This window comes from Sphingomonas faeni (genome assembly GCF_003053745.1).
Lineage (GTDB): Bacteria > Pseudomonadota > Alphaproteobacteria > Sphingomonadales > Sphingomonadaceae > Sphingomonas > Sphingomonas faeni.
Genome location: NZ_QAYE01000001.1, coordinates 271,217 through 286,168, shown reverse-complemented (window position 1 = coordinate 286,168; position 14,952 = coordinate 271,217). Strand labels below are relative to the sequence as shown.

The following is a 14,952-nucleotide window of genomic DNA, read 5'->3' as shown; positions in this document are numbered from 1 at the left end:
CGATCTTTCCCGTTTTTCCATCTCCGACGGGACATTTCGGGAAAGAGCGATCGGGAACAGATTTTGGGAAAGCAGGTTATCCGGACGACCGTAGGCGCGATCGCCCGGGCGACCCTCCCGCTACGGGTTTCTTTACGGGAACGTCGTGTTCACTTTTCCCTACCTTGCCTATTAAGCGCGAACGTCTGTTCAAGACCGACTCCTGCGAGACGGGCGGTTGCGAGCAGGCGATCAAAATTGTGCCCGTTACGGGCGCTGGCGGACAGCCCGGCCATTACGGTGCTCATATAATCTTGGATACACGCGGCTTGATCGGGATAACGGGCGGCAATGAATCGATAAATCGCCTCCTCCCCAGCCGTAATGAAAGCGCCAGCAGCGCCTTTTGCTTCTCGGTCGGCGCAGCGCGCACCCTCGATGACGAGGCAACCCGCCGCGCCGGGATCGGCTGCGTAGCGCCGGGCCGCCTCTTCCAGCACCGCCACGAGACATTCCGCGATCGGTCGGTCCGCGCTTAGCAGATCGGGCAGCGGGATCGCGCCCTGGGCGGCATAACGATCGAGGATGCGGCTGTAGAGGTCCGCCTTGCTACCAAAGGCGGCATAGAAGCTGGGCGGATTTATACCGATCGCCTGGGTGAGATCAGCGACGCTGACCGCATCGTAGCCGCGGGCGTGAAACAGGCGCTGGGCGGTCGCGACCGCTTCGTCCAAGTCGAACTGGCGCGGTCGGCCACGTGTGCGGCGGCTTTCTGTTTGCTCCACTACAAATACCTTGACGCGCGGGTTGAACCATTTATGTAGCGGATCGTAAGTTATGGATCAAGGAGGGTGCGATGGGTGCGTTCGAGGGAAAATCCGTTCTTGTGCTTGGTGGTAGCCGCGGAATTGGCGCGGCAATCGTTCGGCGCTTTGCCGCGGATGGCGCGACCGTGGTCTTCACCTATTCCGGCTCGCGAGACGCAGCCGAAGCGTTGGCGGCCGAGACCCGCGGCACGGCCGTGGAGACGGACAGCGCGGATCGCGACGCGGTGATCGCCCGCGTGAAGGACAGCGGCGCGCTCGACGTGCTGGTCGTCAATGCCGGCATCGCCGTGTTCGGCGACTCGCTGGAACAGGACCCGGACGCGATTGACCGGCTGTTCCGGATCAATGTTCACGCGCCGTATCATGCATCGGTCGAGGCGGCGCGCCAGATGCCCGAGGGCGGGCGCATCATCGTTATCGGATCGGTGAACGGCGATCGGATGCCCGTTCCCGGCATGGCGGCTTACGCGCTCAGCAAGTCAGCGCTGCAAGGGATGGCACGTGGGCTGGCACGCGACTTCGGGCCTCGCGGGATTACGATCAACGTCGTGCAACCCGGTCCGATCGACACCGACGCCAACCCGGCAGACGGACCGATGAAGGATCTGCTGCACGGCTTCATGGCGATCAAGCGTCACGGCCGGCCGGAGGAGGTCGCGGGAATGGTGGCATGGCTCGCCGGACCGGAGGCAGGGTTCGTAACCGGCGCCATGCACACCATCGACGGAGCGTTCGGTGCCTGATCCGTTGGAGCGCTCAACTATGGCCACCATCGGCATCATTGGTGCGGGGGAGGTCGGCAGCCAGATCGCCCGCGCCGCCATCGCGAACGGCTACCGGGTGGTGATCGCCAACTCGCGCGGACCGGAAACTTTGGCCCGCCTGGTCGCCGAACTCGGGCCCGACGCGCGCGCTGCGACCGCTGCCGATGCGGCCGAGGCGGGGGATTTCGTCGTGGTGGCGGTCCCCCTCAAGCTCGCCAACGACATGCCGGTCGAGCAACTGGCGGGCAAGATCGTGCTGGACACCAACAACTACATGCCGTGGCGTGACGGGCGCTACGCCGAGGTAGACGTCGGTGAGAAGACGGAGCACGAGCTACGGCAGGAACAGCTCCCCACCTCTAAGGTCGCGAAGGCGTTCACGCACATTCAGGCACCGCGCCTGTTCCTGTCGGCGCGGCCATCTGGCACGCCGGGGCGGCACGCGCTGTCGGTATCAAGCGACCACCCCGAGGCGGTGGAGCTGGTCACGCGGCTTTACGATCAGTTCGGCTTCGATACGGCAGATAACAGTCCACTTAGCGAGTCCTGGCGGAGCGGCCCAGGTCAGCCCGCATGGCACGCGCACGAACATCAGACGCTCCCTGAGTTGATCGTGAACCTTGCCAAGGCGAGACGGCTCCCGCCGAGGTAGAACGGCCGGCTCTGCCTTTCTCGAAACTCGATCCTTTTTGGGAAAGGCCGCTGCGTCAGACGACATCGGCTAACGGTATTTGCCCTCCAATCGGGACGGTCCGCCTTTCTCCCAACCCAGACATTCGACGTCGGCAAGCGCCGCCCAACTCGATCTGTTTTCGAACCCAACCCCTCCAGGTCTTGCTCAACCCACACAGCCACAAACGACCGGACGATACCTGTAAAACTGCCGTTCCGCGTGCGATCTAAAAGATCCTATGCTCTACCCATCATAGCAAAACATCGACGCTGTGGATCACCAGCCCGACCAGCCCGCCGACGATCGTCCCGTTCACGCGGATATATTGCAGGTCGCGGCCGACGGCGTTTTCCAGGCGGCGGGTGATCGTGTCGGCGTCCCAGCTGCGGACCGTTTCCGAGACCAGCTTGACGATGCCGTCGCCGTAATCCGCCGCCGCACCGACCGCCGCACGCCGCACGAACCGGTTGATCGTCCGCGACATGCGCGGATCGTGCTGCAACGTTTCGCCGAGTTGGCGAAGGATGTCGCCGAGCTTGCCGGCCATCGCCCGCTCGGGGTCGCGCGCGATCGCGAGGAGCGCACCGCGCGCCTGCTCCCACAGCCCGTCGAGCCAGCGCTGCATCGCCGGATTGTCGAGCAGGTCGTTCTTCATCGTCTCGACGCGCTCGCGCATCCGGCGGTCATATTGCAGGTCCCAGGCGAGCCGATCGAGCCCCTCCTCCGCCTTCAGGCGCAGCGGATGCTCGGGGTCCTCCGCCATCTCCGCGAGCAGCTTGTCGAAGCCGCTGATGAGCTTGTCCGCGACGGTCGTGTCGAGCCCGGTCCAGCGCAGGATCGAGCCGGCCTTGTCGTGAACCATCGCGCGGACGAGGTGGTCGTTCGCCGCCAGCGTCTTTGCCGCCCAGCGGATCGCGCTTTCGAGCAGCGGCGCATGGCGGCGCTCGGCGATCGCGGCCTTGAGCAACTGGCCGAGGATCGGCGACACCTCCGTCGCGCGCAGGCGCGCGCCGATCCCGGCCTTGACCATCCCGCCGAGCCGCGCCGGATCGAGACCCTCCAGCACCTGCGCGACCAGCTTCGACGCGCCCTGGCGAAAGCGCCCCCCTGCCCCCTCGGGCGGATCGGTCAGCCAGCGGGCGATCGCGCCGGCCACGTCGAGGCGGCGGGTTCGCCGGGCGATGACGACGGGGATCAGGAAATTCGCGCGGAGGAACTGCGCGAGCGTGTCGCCGATGCGGTCCTTGTTGCGCGGCACGATGGCTGTGTGCGGGATCGGCAGGCCGAGCGGATGGCGGAACAGCGCGGTCACCGCGAACCAGTCCGCGAGGCCGCCGACCATCGCCGCCTCGGCGAACGCGCGGACGAAGGCGAAGGCGGGGTGGACGGGGACGAGCGCGCGACTGACGAAGAACGTCGCGGCCATGAACACGAGCAGACCGGTCGCGACGATCCGCATGCGGACGAGGGCGGGCGGCGTTGCTTCGCTCGCCGGGCGCGTGCGGATTGAAACTGTCATGCCCGAAACAATCCCCCAGCGCGGGGATAGTTCACGACCGCCGCCGACGATCCGGCTTTCGCCCGGCGAGCGCTCGATTCAGGTGCGCTCGGCTGGTGGAATTTGGCCACCCCCGCGTGTGATTGGCTGGGTCCCGAGCGGTCCGCGCTCGACTGCCACCCGGCTTGCGACCGATGCCGGCATGACCGGCCCACGCTCAACCGCCGCGTGTTTGACTCGCCCGTGCTCGGCCATACGGCTCGCGCTGGTGACGTTCGTGCTGCGTTCGTCGAGGCGAGGCCGGCGCACGATGCTCTTGACCGGCCCGCGCTCGACTGGCCCTTGCTCGACCGGCCCGCATTCAACCGACCCATGCTCGACCCGACGGCTCGTGCAGGCGCCGGTTGTGCGGTATTCCGCGACGCCCCGCCATCGCGCGGAACTACGACGTCGTTCAACACGAGGGGTGCGATGGCGTCACTCGGCTGGCTGTGTGCCATCGCCGAGCTTGGGGGTTGCCGGTCCGAGCCGTGGACCCGACGGTCCGGCGAGCCCGATCACTTCGCTGCCGTCGTCGCCGGGTCGATAGGTGAGCAGGCTGCGGCCGAGGCGTGGGCCGATATACCGCTCGATCCCAACCGCGAGGCTGAACGCCGCGGGGACGATCAACAGCGTCAGGATGGTCGACAGGACGAGCCCGCCGATCACGACGATGCCCATCGGCGCGCGCCACGATCCGTCGCCGCCGAGCGACAGCGCGGTCGGGATCATGCCCGCGACCATCGCCACCGTGGTCATCACGATCGGCTGCGCGCGCTTGTGGCCGGCATCGACCACCGCGGTCCACACGTCGACGCCCTTGCCCATCTCCTCCAGCGCGAAGTCGATCAGCAGGATCGAGTTCTTCGCGACGATCCCCAGCAGCATCAGGATGCCGATGAACACCGGCATCGATACCGGATTGCCCGTCGCCCACAACGCGATCAACCCACCCAGCGGCGCCAGCAACAGCGAGCCCATGTTGACGAACGGCGGCAGCGCCCGGCGGTACAGCAGCACCAGCACCGCGAACACCAGGAACGTCCCCGCGATCACCGCCAGAATGAAGTTGTTGATCATCTCCGCCTGGAACTTCGACTGCCCCAGCACGAGTTTGTTCACGCCGGTTGGCAGGTTCGCCATCGTCGGCAGCGCATCGATCTGCTTCTGCGCGACGCCCGAGACGATACCCGGCGCGAGATCGGCGCCGATCGTCAGCTGACGCTGCTGGTTGACGCGGTCGATCTTGGTCGGGCCTGAGCCGAGCGTGATCTCCGCCACTAGGTTGAGCGGAACCGAACCACCCGAGGCGGTCGAGACCGGCAGGTTCTGGATCGTCGACAACTCGCTGCGTGCGCCCTGGTCGAGCGCCACGCGGATCGGAATCTGGCGATCGGACAGCGAGAAGCGCGCCGAGTTCTGGTCGATGTCGCCGAGCGTCGCGATCCGGATCGCCGACGACAGTGCCTGCGTCGTCACGCCGAGATTGGCGGCAAGATCGAAGCGCGGCTTGATGACGATTTCCGGGCGCTGCATGTTGCCGGCAACGCGCGGCGCAACCAGCGTCGGCAGCCGCGACATCTCGGTCACGATCTCCTGCGCGGTCGCGTCGAGCAGCTTGGGATCGTCGCCACCCAGCGTCACGCTCATGTCGCGCGTGCTGCCGCCCCAGCCATTCTGCGACCGGAACGAGACACGCGCATCGGGGATCGCCGCGAGCTGGGGTGCGAGGCTGCGCTCGAACTCCGTGCTCTTCATCTTGCGGTCGTCCTTGAGCGTCGCGGTGACGCGGCCGGCATTGACCGAGCCATTGGCACCGCTGCGCGCATAGACGGACTGGACGTCAGGCTGCGATCCGATCAGCGCCGCGACCTTCGTCACCACCGCTTCGGTCTGCGCGAGCGTCGTGCCCGGCACCATGTCGATCACCGCCATCGACGTGTCGTTGTCCTGCGCGGGCTGGAACGTCATCGGCAGCACCGCGAACATAACGATCGTCATGAGGAACGCGAACACGCCGAGCCCGAGCACCCAGAAGCGGTGATCGCGGAAGCGGCTGGTCAAGCGGTGGAACCCGCCGCGTGCCGCCGAGGCCTTCGCCTTGCCGGTCTCCAGCGTCCATTTCAGCGTCGCCATATAGCCGTCCATCAGGACGCCCTCGCCATGCACCGCGGGGCCGGCGGATTTGAGGAAATACGCCGCGAGCATCGGCGTGACGAGACGCGCGACCGCGAGGCTCATCAGCACCGAGGCGACCACCGTCAGGCCGAAATTCTTGAAGAACTGCCCCGAGATACCCGGCATCAGGCCGACCGGCAGGAACACCGCGACGATCGCCATCGTCGTCGCCAGCACGGCGAGACCGATCTCGTCGGCGGCGTCGATCGAGGCCTGATAGGCGGACTTGCCCATCCGCATGTGCCGGACGATGTTCTCGATCTCGACGATCGCGTCGTCGACCAGCACGCCCGCGACGAGGCTGAGCGCGAGCAACGTCATCTGGTTCAGGTTGAAGCCGAGCAGATCCATGAACCAGAAGGCCGGGATCGCCGACAGCGGGATCGCCAGCGACGAGATCACCGTAGCGCGCCAGTCGCGCAGGAACAGGAACACCACGATCACCGCGAGCACCGCGCCCTCGATCATCGCGTGGATCGCGCTCTCATACTGCATCTCGGTATATTTGACGCTGTTCGAGCGCAGCACGAAATGCACGTTCGGATTGCGCTTTTCCATCGCCGCGAGCTTCTTCACCGCCTCGTTGAAGACGGTGACGTCGGACGATCCCTTTGAGCGCTGGAAATCGAAACTGATCGTCTGGCGACCGTCGATCGCGGCACGGCTGCGTTGTTCGGCGTAGAGATCGCGGACCTGTGCGATGTCGGCCAATCGTACCGTGCGGCCATTGCCGACGCTGATCTGGGTCTGCGCGAGTGCGACCGCGTCCTTCGCGTTGCCGAGCACGCGGACCGACTGCTCGGACCCGGCGATCTCTGCGCGACCACCCGCCGCGTTCAGATTGACCTGACGGAGCTGTGCGTTGACCTGGCTTGCGGTGAGCCCCTGGCTTTGCAGCTTGAGCGGATCTAGGATGATGCGGATTTCGCGACTGACGCCGCCGTTGCGGTTGACCGCGGCCATGCCCGGGACCGACAGCAACTCCTTCGCGACGTTGTTGTCGATGTACCAGCTGAGCTGTTCGACCGTCATGTCCTTGGCGATCACGGAATAGCTGGCGAGATCGTTGTCGGTGGTGTTGGCGCGGAACACCTGCGGCTCGAGGATCCCCTCGGGCAGGTCGCTGCGGATCTGCGCGATCGCGTCGCGGACGTCGGTGACGGCGCGGTCGATCGGCGTGCCGATGCTGAGCTGGACGACGGTCTGCGACTGGCCCTCGGTGACGGTCGAAGTGATCTCGTCGATGCCCTGGAGCGAACGCACCGCCGCCTCGACGCGCTGCGTGACCTGCGTTTCGAGTTCGGTCGGCGCAGCACCCGGCTGGTTGATAACGACGATCGCGATCGGGAAATCGATGTCCGGATCGTTGTTTACGTCCATCCGCATGAAACTGACGATGCCCGCCAGGGTCAGCGCGATGAACAGCACGATCGGCGGCACCGGGTTGCGGATCGCCCAGGCCGAGATGTTGCGAAAGTTCATGAGCTCAGCTCGCTTTCTTCGTGACCGGCTTCACCTTCTGCCCGGGCGCCAGGAACCCGCCTGCAGACAACACTACTCGCTCGGTCCCGTCGAGTCCGCTGAGGATCGTCACGCCCGCGTCGGAGACCTGGCCGATCTTGATATCGCGGCGCACCGCCTTGCTATCGGCGCCGATGATATAGACGAAGCTACCCTTCTCGTCGCTCTGAAGCGCCGAATCAGGGAGCAGCGGTGCCTGGGTCGCACCGCCGACGATCGTCGCCGCAGCGAAACCGCCCGGCCGCAGCGCGGGGTCATAGGCGACCGCGATCCGCGCAATGCCCTGCCGGCTCTGCGGGTCGATCACCGGCGAAACCTGCCACACCTGGCCCGGGAAGCCCTGAGTCGTGCCGACCGGAACGACCGTCGCGCGCGCGCCGGCGTGGAGCCCGGCGAGATCAGCTTCGCTCAACTGTGCGCGCATTTCCATCTGGCCGTCCGCGGCCATGCGGAACAGCACGCCGGTACCCGCGCCGACGACCTGACCCGATTCGACGCCGCGCGTCAGCACGAGGCCGGCGGCGGGCGCACGGATATCGAGACGACCGTTGCGCGCGCGCGCCTCGCCGAGCGTCGCCTGCGCCACCTTCACGCGCGCGGCGGCGGCGTCGCGCGTCGCGGCCTTGCGCTGGAGATCGGCCTTCGAGATGAAGCCGCGATCGACGAGCTGCTTGGCGCGATCGAGTTCGGCTTGCGCGATCGTCTCGTCGGAACGGGCTACGCTGACCGAGGCGGCGAGCGAGGCGGCGGTCTCGGTCTGCACCGAGCGATCGACCGTCGCGAGCACCTGACCCGCGGCGACCCACTGGCCCGGCTCGACCAGCACGCGCGTGATCATCCCGCCCTCGCCTGCGACGCCGACCGGCATTTCGCGCCGCGCGGCGATCGTGCCGGTCGCGGAAATCGTGCGGTCGACGGTCTTGCGCCCCGGTACCATGACCGAGACGGTCGGCACCTGTTCGACGACCGGACCGGCAGCGGCGTCCTTCTTGCCGCCCTTGAACGCGAAGACGGCGCCGATGATCGCGAGCACGACGACGATAGCGATGATGATGTTGCGGCGGCGGTGCGACGGCGCGGTGTAATCGGGAAGGACAAGCTGGTCCTCGTGCTCGCCACCGTCAATCTGGCCGACGGTCTTCGTCTCGTAGTTCATGCGCGTCACAATCCCAATTTCGACCGGTCTTGTCTCGACCCGCTTCGCCATTCACCGGCTGTGTTATATGAATAGGTCACCGCGCTCAAGCCCTTTGGCTCATGCGGACCGCAGACATGCTTCGATTCCGATCTATCCGCAATGCCGTTCAGCTTGCGTTGAACTGTGTAGGACGACAGGCAGGCCGTGTCCCACCGGAGATAAACAATGAAGACAGCATCGTTCCTGAGCGCCCTCGCTACCGTCGCGATCGGCTTGCCTGCCGTCGCTGCCAACGCCCAGGCCGCGCCGACGACCGTCGAGCCCATGGTGCCCGCCGCCGGGACCGTTCTGGACGTGACCGCCGAGGGGCGGACGACTCGAGTGCCCGATCTGGCGACGATCCGCGCCGGCGTCGTATCCCAGTCGACGACCGCGGCGGCTGCACTCACCGACAATGCGCAGCGGATGGCGAAGGTGCTGGCCTCGCTCAAGCGCGCAGGCGTCGCGCCACGCGACATCGCCACCTCGAACGTCCAGCTTGCCCCGCAATATCGCTACGCCGACAACCAGCCGCCAGTGATCACCGGGTACCAGGCGACCAACACCGTCTCGATCCGCTTCCGCGACGTCGGGAAGTCGGGGACGGTCCTCGACGCGCTGGTGGCTGAGGGTGCGAACCAGATCGACGGGCCGAACCTGTCGATCGACAAGCCCGACGCGGCGCTCGACGAAGCTCGGACGGATGCGATCGCGCAGGCGAAGCGCCGCGCCGATCTCTACGCCAAGGCGGCGGGGCTGCGGGTGTCGCGGATCGTCTCGATCGCCGAATCGGGCCAGGATGCGGGTGGTCCGGCACAACCGGTGTTCATGATGGCGCGCGCGTCGATGGCCAAGGACAGCACGCAGATCGCACCGGGCGAGAAGGACGTGACGGTCACGCTGTCAGTACGCTTCCTGCTGAACTGACCCTTCGTTGCCCCCCTCCCTGGCAAGGGAGGGGTTGGGGGTGGGTAGGCTCGTTTGTGCCGCGACGTTTCGACACAGGGAACCGACCCACCCCCGCCCCCTCCCTTCCAGGGAGGGGAGACCGTCGGAATTGGCCCGCATGCTCGGGCACATCGAAAAAAGGGCCGCCCGGTCGCCCGGACGGCCCTTTATCTTCGCGTGACGATGCGAACTCTTAGCGGACGCTACCGCGACGCACGAGGTTCACGATCGCGAGCAGGACAATGGCGCCCAGCAGCGACACGATGAACGAGGTCAGCGTGAGCGGTGCGTTGTTGATCGAGCCACCCGACAGGATGAGGCCACCGATGAACGCGCCGACGATGCCGACGATGATGTTCAGGAAGATGCCCTGCTGCGCGTCGGTGCGCATGATCATGCTAGCGATCCAGCCGATGACGCCGCCGATGATCAGCCAAAGAATGAGACCCATGATGTTTTCCCTCCGTTGAACCCGTATCCGGGCGATGGCGGAAAGACGTGCGAACGGCGTTTTTTGTTCCGCTCGCGTTTTGAGTTTTGCCCCTCAATACTTTTGTTGGCGCTCGTACAATGACTTATAGTGCTGAATTCGCGTCACGCGCAGTCCGGGCATTCCCGACCGATCGATCGCTCGCTGCCATCCGGCGAACTCCTCGACCGTCAGGCCGTAGCGCGCGCACACATCGTCGACGCTCAGCAGTCCGCCATTCACCGCAGCAACGACTTCGGCCTTGCGCCGCACGACCCAGCGCGTGGTGCTGGGCGGTGGCAGGCTGTCCAGCGTCAGCTGCTCGCCCAATGGCCCGATGACCTTGCCGGGACGGATTTTCTGGTTCTCGATCATTTGAAACCTCTGATCGGGGCGGGGGGCCCCCTCTCGATACGCACACACGACCTGTAATCGCAGGTCTTGAAGATCGGCTGAAACGCCGCGGTAAACAGCATCTTCATTCCTCCTTCCAACGGGTCAACGCCGCAGCCATCGGCCCGTTGAACGCACCGTGGAGTGGCGCAAACAACTTCGGATCGATCGTGGCGCGAGCAAATCCCGCCTGCACCGCCGCTGTCGGGCTCGCTGCCTGTCGGGCGGCGATACCGACGATCAGAACGGCCAGGTCACCCGGAAGAACGGTGACCTCTGCGTCGCGATCGAAACGGGGAAAACTCAGGTCCAACGGGTCACTCGCTTCATTCTCGGAAGCCCCTGTCTAGGCCAAGGGGATGAAGACTGCGTAAAACACCCATCGCTAAGTGCTCGAATTGTTGCGCCGCAGCTTGCGTCGGTCGCATTTTTCCCTCGCTTCGGCCTAATCCAGGTTAATCGACGCATCTTTTTGCAACGCGGTGCCGCCGCGCTTATGTAGCGCCGCATGGATCAGACCGATTTTCAGCTCGGGGCCACTGCCGACGGCAGCATGGCCGGGAAGCGCATCGTCGTGGCGATGTCGGGCGGCGTCGACAGCTCGGTCGTCGCCGCGCTCGCGCACGCCACCGGCGCGGAGACGATCGGCGTGACGCTCCAGCTCTACGATCACGGCGAGACGGTCGGCCGCGCAGGCTCGTGCTGTGCGGGCCGCGATATCCGCGATGCGCGCGCGGTCTGCGACCGACTCGGCATCGCGCATTACGTGTTCGATCACGAAACGAGTTTTCGCGAGCAGGTGGTCGACAAGTTCGCCGACGAGTATCTCGCCGGTCGCACGCCGATCCCGTGCGTCCAGTGCAACATGGGGCCGAAGTTCACCGACCTGCTGAAGCTCGCGCGCGATCTCGGCGCGGACTGCCTCGCGACCGGGCATTACGTCCGCCGGGTCGAGGGGGTGGATGGCGCCGAACTCCACCGCGGTGCCGATCCCGCGCGCGACCAGAGCTATTTCCTGTTCGCGACCACGCAGACGCAGCTCGATTATCTGCGCTTTCCGCTCGGCGGCCTACCCAAGGCGCGCGTCCGCGAGATCGCCGCCGAACTCGGCCTCGGCGTCGCGGCCAAGCCGGACAGCCAGGACATCTGCTTCGTTCCCGACGGCGATTACGCTGGCCTCGTCAAAAAATTGCGCCCCGAAGCGGCGGAAACGGCAGGCGACATCGTCGATCTCGGTGGCGCAAAGCTCGGCGAACATCGCGGGCTGATCCACTTCACCGTCGGCCAGCGCCGCGGGTTGGAGATCGGGGGGAGTCCGGAGCCGCTTTATGTCGTGCGGGTCGAGCCTGAGACGAAGCGAGTCGTCGTCGGCCCCCGTCGCGCGCTCGCGGTCGAGGCGGCGCGGATGACCGACATCAACTGGTTGGGCGGCGACTTCGCCGGACCGCTGACCGCCAAGGTGCGGTCGATGGCGAAACCTGTCCCTGCCCGTCTGGTCGGCGACCGCGTGGTGTTCGATGCGCCCGAATACGGCGTCGCACCGGGCCAGGCCGCGGTGCTCTATGCGGGCGAGCGCGTGCTCGGCGGCGGCTGGATCGCGGACACCGAAGCGGCACTGGTCGCCGCCTGACGCGTTGAGCGCGGATGGATATCGAAGATCTTCGCCGCCAGATGGAAACCGCCGCCGCGGCGATGGACTTCGAAACCGCGGGCAAGTTGCGCGATCAGATCAGCGTGCTGCGCGGCGGTGGTGAGGTGGCGGACACCGCCGGGCTGACGCGCCAACAGCCGGGGGCCATGGGGCTAGGCACCAGCCAGCAGCGGATGACGCCGCCGCCCGGCTGGGTGAAACCGAAAAAGCCCGATCCGATGACCAAGGGGCGCAAGCGGTAGCACTTCTTTGCCCCCCTCCCTGGAGGGGAGGGGTTGGGGTGGGTAGGCCGGCTTGAGTCACGCGCGTTCGGAGAATGCGGAAGCCGACCCACCCCCGGCCCCTCCCTTCCAGGGAGGGGGGAAGCAACAGGAAGATCACCACGATGATCCCCCCGGGGGCATTGTCAGCCGCGCCTAAATCATGGCAGCAGGAAGGTGCCTTCGATCGTCGTCACGCACGATCCGCCCAGCACCACGCGGTCGCCGTCCAGACGACACGTCAGCTTCCCGCCGCGCGCACTCGCCTGATACGCCGTGAAGCTGTTCCCCAAGGTCGGCGCCCAATACGGCACCATCACCGCATGCGCCGAGCCCGTCACCGGATCCTCGTTGATCGCATAATACGGCGTGAACACGCGGCTGACGATGTCGGTCGCCTCGCCTCGCGCCGCAACAATCGCGACGATCGGGAACTTTGCCAGCGCCGCGTAGTCCGGCTTCAAGTCACGCACCACGGCCTCGTCGTCGACGATCACGAGCGCATAGCCCTTCTCGTGCCACAGCGTCTCGACCGGCTCGACGATGTTCAGTGCAGCGACGATCTCCGGGATCGCCTTCGGGCTCGGTCCCCAGGCCGGCAGTTCAAGCGTGTACCCGCTATCCGCCCGCGCGACCTCCAACATCCCAGCCTGCCGCGTTCGGAACCGCACCCGGTCGAGCGCGGTGTCCGACGACAGCACGAAATGCCCGCTCGCCAGCGTCGCATGACCACACAAGGCAACCTCTGCACCCGGCGTGAACCAGCGCAGGTCGAAATCGACACCCTCGTCGTCCGAAGCAACGATGAACGCGGTCTCGCTCAGGTTGTTCTCCTGCGCGATGTTCAGCAGCACGGCGTCGTCGAGCCACGCCGACAGCGGCATCACCGCCGCCTGGTTGCCGCCGAACGGCGTGTCGGAAAACGCATCGATCTGCGCGAACGGTATTCTCATGCCTGAATCCTCAAACGCGTTGCCGAATCTCGAACGGACTATACCCGCTTGCCGAACCAATGCGGCGTCACATCCGCCTCGACCAGCGGATTGTCGGTGTCGACATGCCCCTCGGGATCGAGGTGGATCAACACCTCGACCTTGGGGAATGCGGTGCGCAGGTTGCGCTCGACCGCCTCGACGATGTCGTGCGCGTGTTCCACGGTCAGGTCGCGCGCGACCTCCATGTGGAACTGCGCGAAATCGTGGCTGCCCGAGCGCCGCGTGCGGAAATCATGGATGCCGCGGATGCCGGGCTGGCGCGCGGCGACGTCGAGGAATTGCGCGCGGAAATCCTCGGGCCATTCCTTGTCCATCAACTGGTCGATCGCGTTCGACGACGCCTGGAACGCCCCCCAGGCGAGCCACAACGCGATGACGATGCCGAAGATCGGATCGGCGCCGCTCCACCCGACATATTGATCGAGCACCAGCGCGACGATCACCGAGCCGTTGAGCAGCACGTCGGACTGGTAATGGACATTGTCCGCGAGGATCGCGACCGAGCCCGTCTGGCGGATGATCTTACGCTGATAGGCGAGCAGGAACACCGTCGCCGCGATCGCGATCACCGACACGCCGATGCCGAACTCGGCGCCGGTGGTCGGCTGCGGATCGCCGAACGCGAGGATCGCGCGCCACGCGATGCCGACCGCCGACGCGGTGATCAACATCACCTGGAACAGCGCGGCCAGCGCCTCCGCCTTGCCGTGGCCGAAACGGTGGTCGTGATCCGCCGGAGTCGCCGCCAGCCGCACGCCGTACAGTGTGACCAACGACGCGAGCAGGTCGAGCGCGGTGTCGGCAAGCGAGCCGAGCATCGCCACCGAGCCCGTCGACCAAGCCGCAAAGCCCTTCAGCAGCAGCAGGAAACACGCCATCGCGACGCTGGCGAGCGCCGCGCGGGTTGCCAGGGGTATGACCTTGCGGCGTTCGTCCTGCGTCATGGGAACAGCAGCCCTTCGCTCCAGTTGCCGCCTTCGCGCGTGAACAGCCGGCGTTCATGGAGCCGATGCGCGCGGTCCTGCCACAGTTCGATGCGGTCGGGCGCGATCCGGTAGCCACCCCAATGCGGCGGGCGTGGCACGTCGCCACCCTCGAACCGCGCCTGCATTTCGGCGAAGCGATGCTCGAACGTCTCGCGCGAATCCAGCGGTCGCGACTGGTCCGATGCCCAGGCGCCCAACTGTGAATCGCGACCGCGCGATGCGAAATAGGCGTCCGACTCGGCGTCGCTGACCAGGGTCACGCTGCCCTCGATCCGGACCTGGCGGCGCAGCGACTTCCAATGGAAGAGCAGCGCGGCATAGGTGTTCACCGCGAGGTCGCCTGCCTTGCGGCTTTCGCGATTGGTGTAGATCACGAAACCATCGGGACCGTGACCCTTGAGCAGCACCATGCGCACCGAAGGCCGTCCCTCCGCATCCGCGGTGGCGAGTGCTACCGCGTTGGAGTCGTTGATTTCTGTCTTGCGCGCCTCGGCGTACCAGGCGTCGAACAGCGCGATCGGATCTTCGGACATGGCTGCGCCATAGCGAAACTTCGGCTCGAGCGAAACCGCATCAGGGAACGACTCTGCCCTG

The 14,952-nt window shown here is 66.1% G+C and carries 15 protein-coding genes; 5 read left to right on the top strand and 10 right to left on the bottom strand.

What is annotated here, in order from left to right:
• Positions 1-149: 149 nt before the first annotated feature.
• A complete protein-coding gene (locus tag C8J25_RS01335; protein WP_243645430.1) occupies positions 150-713 on the bottom strand; it encodes a TetR/AcrR family transcriptional regulator in 564 nt (187 codons plus the stop codon).
• Between the two features lie 122 nt (positions 714-835).
• On the opposite strand from C8J25_RS01335, the gene bdcA reads away from it, so the two are divergent.
• Together bdcA and C8J25_RS01325 are read left to right on the top strand one after the other, a co-directional pair.
• Positions 836-1,549, top strand: coding sequence for an SDR family oxidoreductase (gene bdcA / locus C8J25_RS01330; RefSeq protein WP_107951939.1), 714 nt, complete (start codon positions 836-838; stop codon positions 1,547-1,549).
• A 19-nt stretch (positions 1,550-1,568) separates the two neighbouring features.
• Entirely contained in the window at positions 1,569-2,222 is a 654-nt protein-coding gene (locus tag C8J25_RS01325; protein WP_208622481.1) for an NADPH-dependent F420 reductase, read from the top strand.
• 271 nt (positions 2,223-2,493) lie between these two features.
• Here C8J25_RS01325 and C8J25_RS01320 read toward each other — a convergent pair whose 3' ends face one another.
• The 3 genes from C8J25_RS01320 to C8J25_RS01310 form a co-directional block, all read right to left on the bottom strand.
• On the bottom strand, positions 2,494-3,762 hold the full coding sequence (locus C8J25_RS01320; protein ID WP_243643970.1) for a DUF445 domain-containing protein: 1,269 nt from the start codon (positions 3,760-3,762) through the stop codon (positions 2,494-2,496).
• Between the two features lie 456 nt (positions 3,763-4,218).
• A complete protein-coding gene (locus C8J25_RS01315) occupies positions 4,219-7,440 on the bottom strand; it encodes an efflux RND transporter permease subunit (protein ID WP_107951937.1) in 3,222 nt (1,073 codons plus the stop codon).
• 4 nt (positions 7,441-7,444) lie between these two features.
• Positions 7,445-8,635 carry an efflux RND transporter periplasmic adaptor subunit gene (locus C8J25_RS01310; RefSeq protein ID WP_107951936.1) on the bottom strand — a complete coding sequence of 397 codons (1,191 nt, stop codon included), beginning with the start codon at positions 8,633-8,635 and terminating at the stop codon, positions 7,445-7,447.
• A 207-nt stretch (positions 8,636-8,842) separates the two neighbouring features.
• Between C8J25_RS01310 and C8J25_RS01305 the strand changes: the two genes are divergently transcribed.
• Entirely contained in the window at positions 8,843-9,583 is a 741-nt protein-coding gene (locus C8J25_RS01305) for an SIMPL domain-containing protein (protein WP_107951935.1), read from the top strand.
• 214 nt (positions 9,584-9,797) lie between these two features.
• Here the strand turns inward: C8J25_RS01305 and C8J25_RS01300 are convergent, their stop codons facing one another.
• The 3 genes from C8J25_RS01300 to C8J25_RS01290 all read right to left on the bottom strand — a co-directional run bounded on the left by C8J25_RS01300 (position 9,798) and on the right by C8J25_RS01290 (position 10,779).
• The gene (locus C8J25_RS01300; protein ID WP_056484797.1) at positions 9,798-10,055 is read right to left on the bottom strand and encodes a GlsB/YeaQ/YmgE family stress response membrane protein; all 258 of its coding nucleotides are present in this window, start codon (positions 10,053-10,055) and stop codon (positions 9,798-9,800) included.
• 93 nt (positions 10,056-10,148) lie between these two features.
• Entirely contained in the window at positions 10,149-10,448 is a 300-nt protein-coding gene (sciP, locus tag C8J25_RS01295) for a CtrA inhibitor SciP (protein ID WP_056061087.1), read from the bottom strand.
• A 103-nt stretch (positions 10,449-10,551) separates the two neighbouring features.
• The gene (locus tag C8J25_RS01290; RefSeq protein ID WP_056061089.1) at positions 10,552-10,779 is read right to left on the bottom strand and encodes a hypothetical protein; all 228 of its coding nucleotides are present in this window, start codon (positions 10,777-10,779) and stop codon (positions 10,552-10,554) included.
• A gap of 195 nt (positions 10,780-10,974) precedes the next feature.
• On the opposite strand from C8J25_RS01290, the gene mnmA reads away from it, so the two are divergent.
• Both mnmA and C8J25_RS01280 read left to right on the top strand, forming a co-directional pair.
• Positions 10,975-12,096 (top strand): tRNA 2-thiouridine(34) synthase MnmA, encoded by a 1,122-nt coding sequence (gene mnmA / locus C8J25_RS01285; protein ID WP_107951934.1) that lies wholly within the window; start codon positions 10,975-10,977, stop codon positions 12,094-12,096.
• Between the two features lie 14 nt (positions 12,097-12,110).
• A complete protein-coding gene (locus C8J25_RS01280; protein ID WP_107951933.1) occupies positions 12,111-12,359 on the top strand; it encodes a UvrB/UvrC motif-containing protein in 249 nt (82 codons plus the stop codon).
• A gap of 179 nt (positions 12,360-12,538) precedes the next feature.
• Here the strand turns inward: C8J25_RS01280 and C8J25_RS01275 are convergent, their stop codons facing one another.
• From C8J25_RS01275 to pdxH, 3 genes are read right to left on the bottom strand one after another with little or no spacing between them, the layout of a single operon-like run.
• Positions 12,539-13,330 (bottom strand): PhzF family phenazine biosynthesis protein, encoded by a 792-nt coding sequence (locus C8J25_RS01275; protein ID WP_107951932.1) that lies wholly within the window; start codon positions 13,328-13,330, stop codon positions 12,539-12,541.
• Between the two features lie 38 nt (positions 13,331-13,368).
• Positions 13,369-14,316 carry a cation diffusion facilitator family transporter gene (locus C8J25_RS01270; protein WP_056484804.1) on the bottom strand — a complete coding sequence of 316 codons (948 nt, stop codon included), beginning with the start codon at positions 14,314-14,316 and terminating at the stop codon, positions 13,369-13,371.
• Positions 14,313-14,891, bottom strand: a complete 579-nt coding sequence (gene pdxH / locus C8J25_RS01265; protein ID WP_107951931.1) for a pyridoxamine 5'-phosphate oxidase — start codon at positions 14,889-14,891, stop codon at positions 14,313-14,315. Before pdxH ends, C8J25_RS01270 begins: the two co-directional genes overlap by 4 nt.
• Between the last annotated feature and the right edge of the window lie 61 nt (positions 14,892-14,952).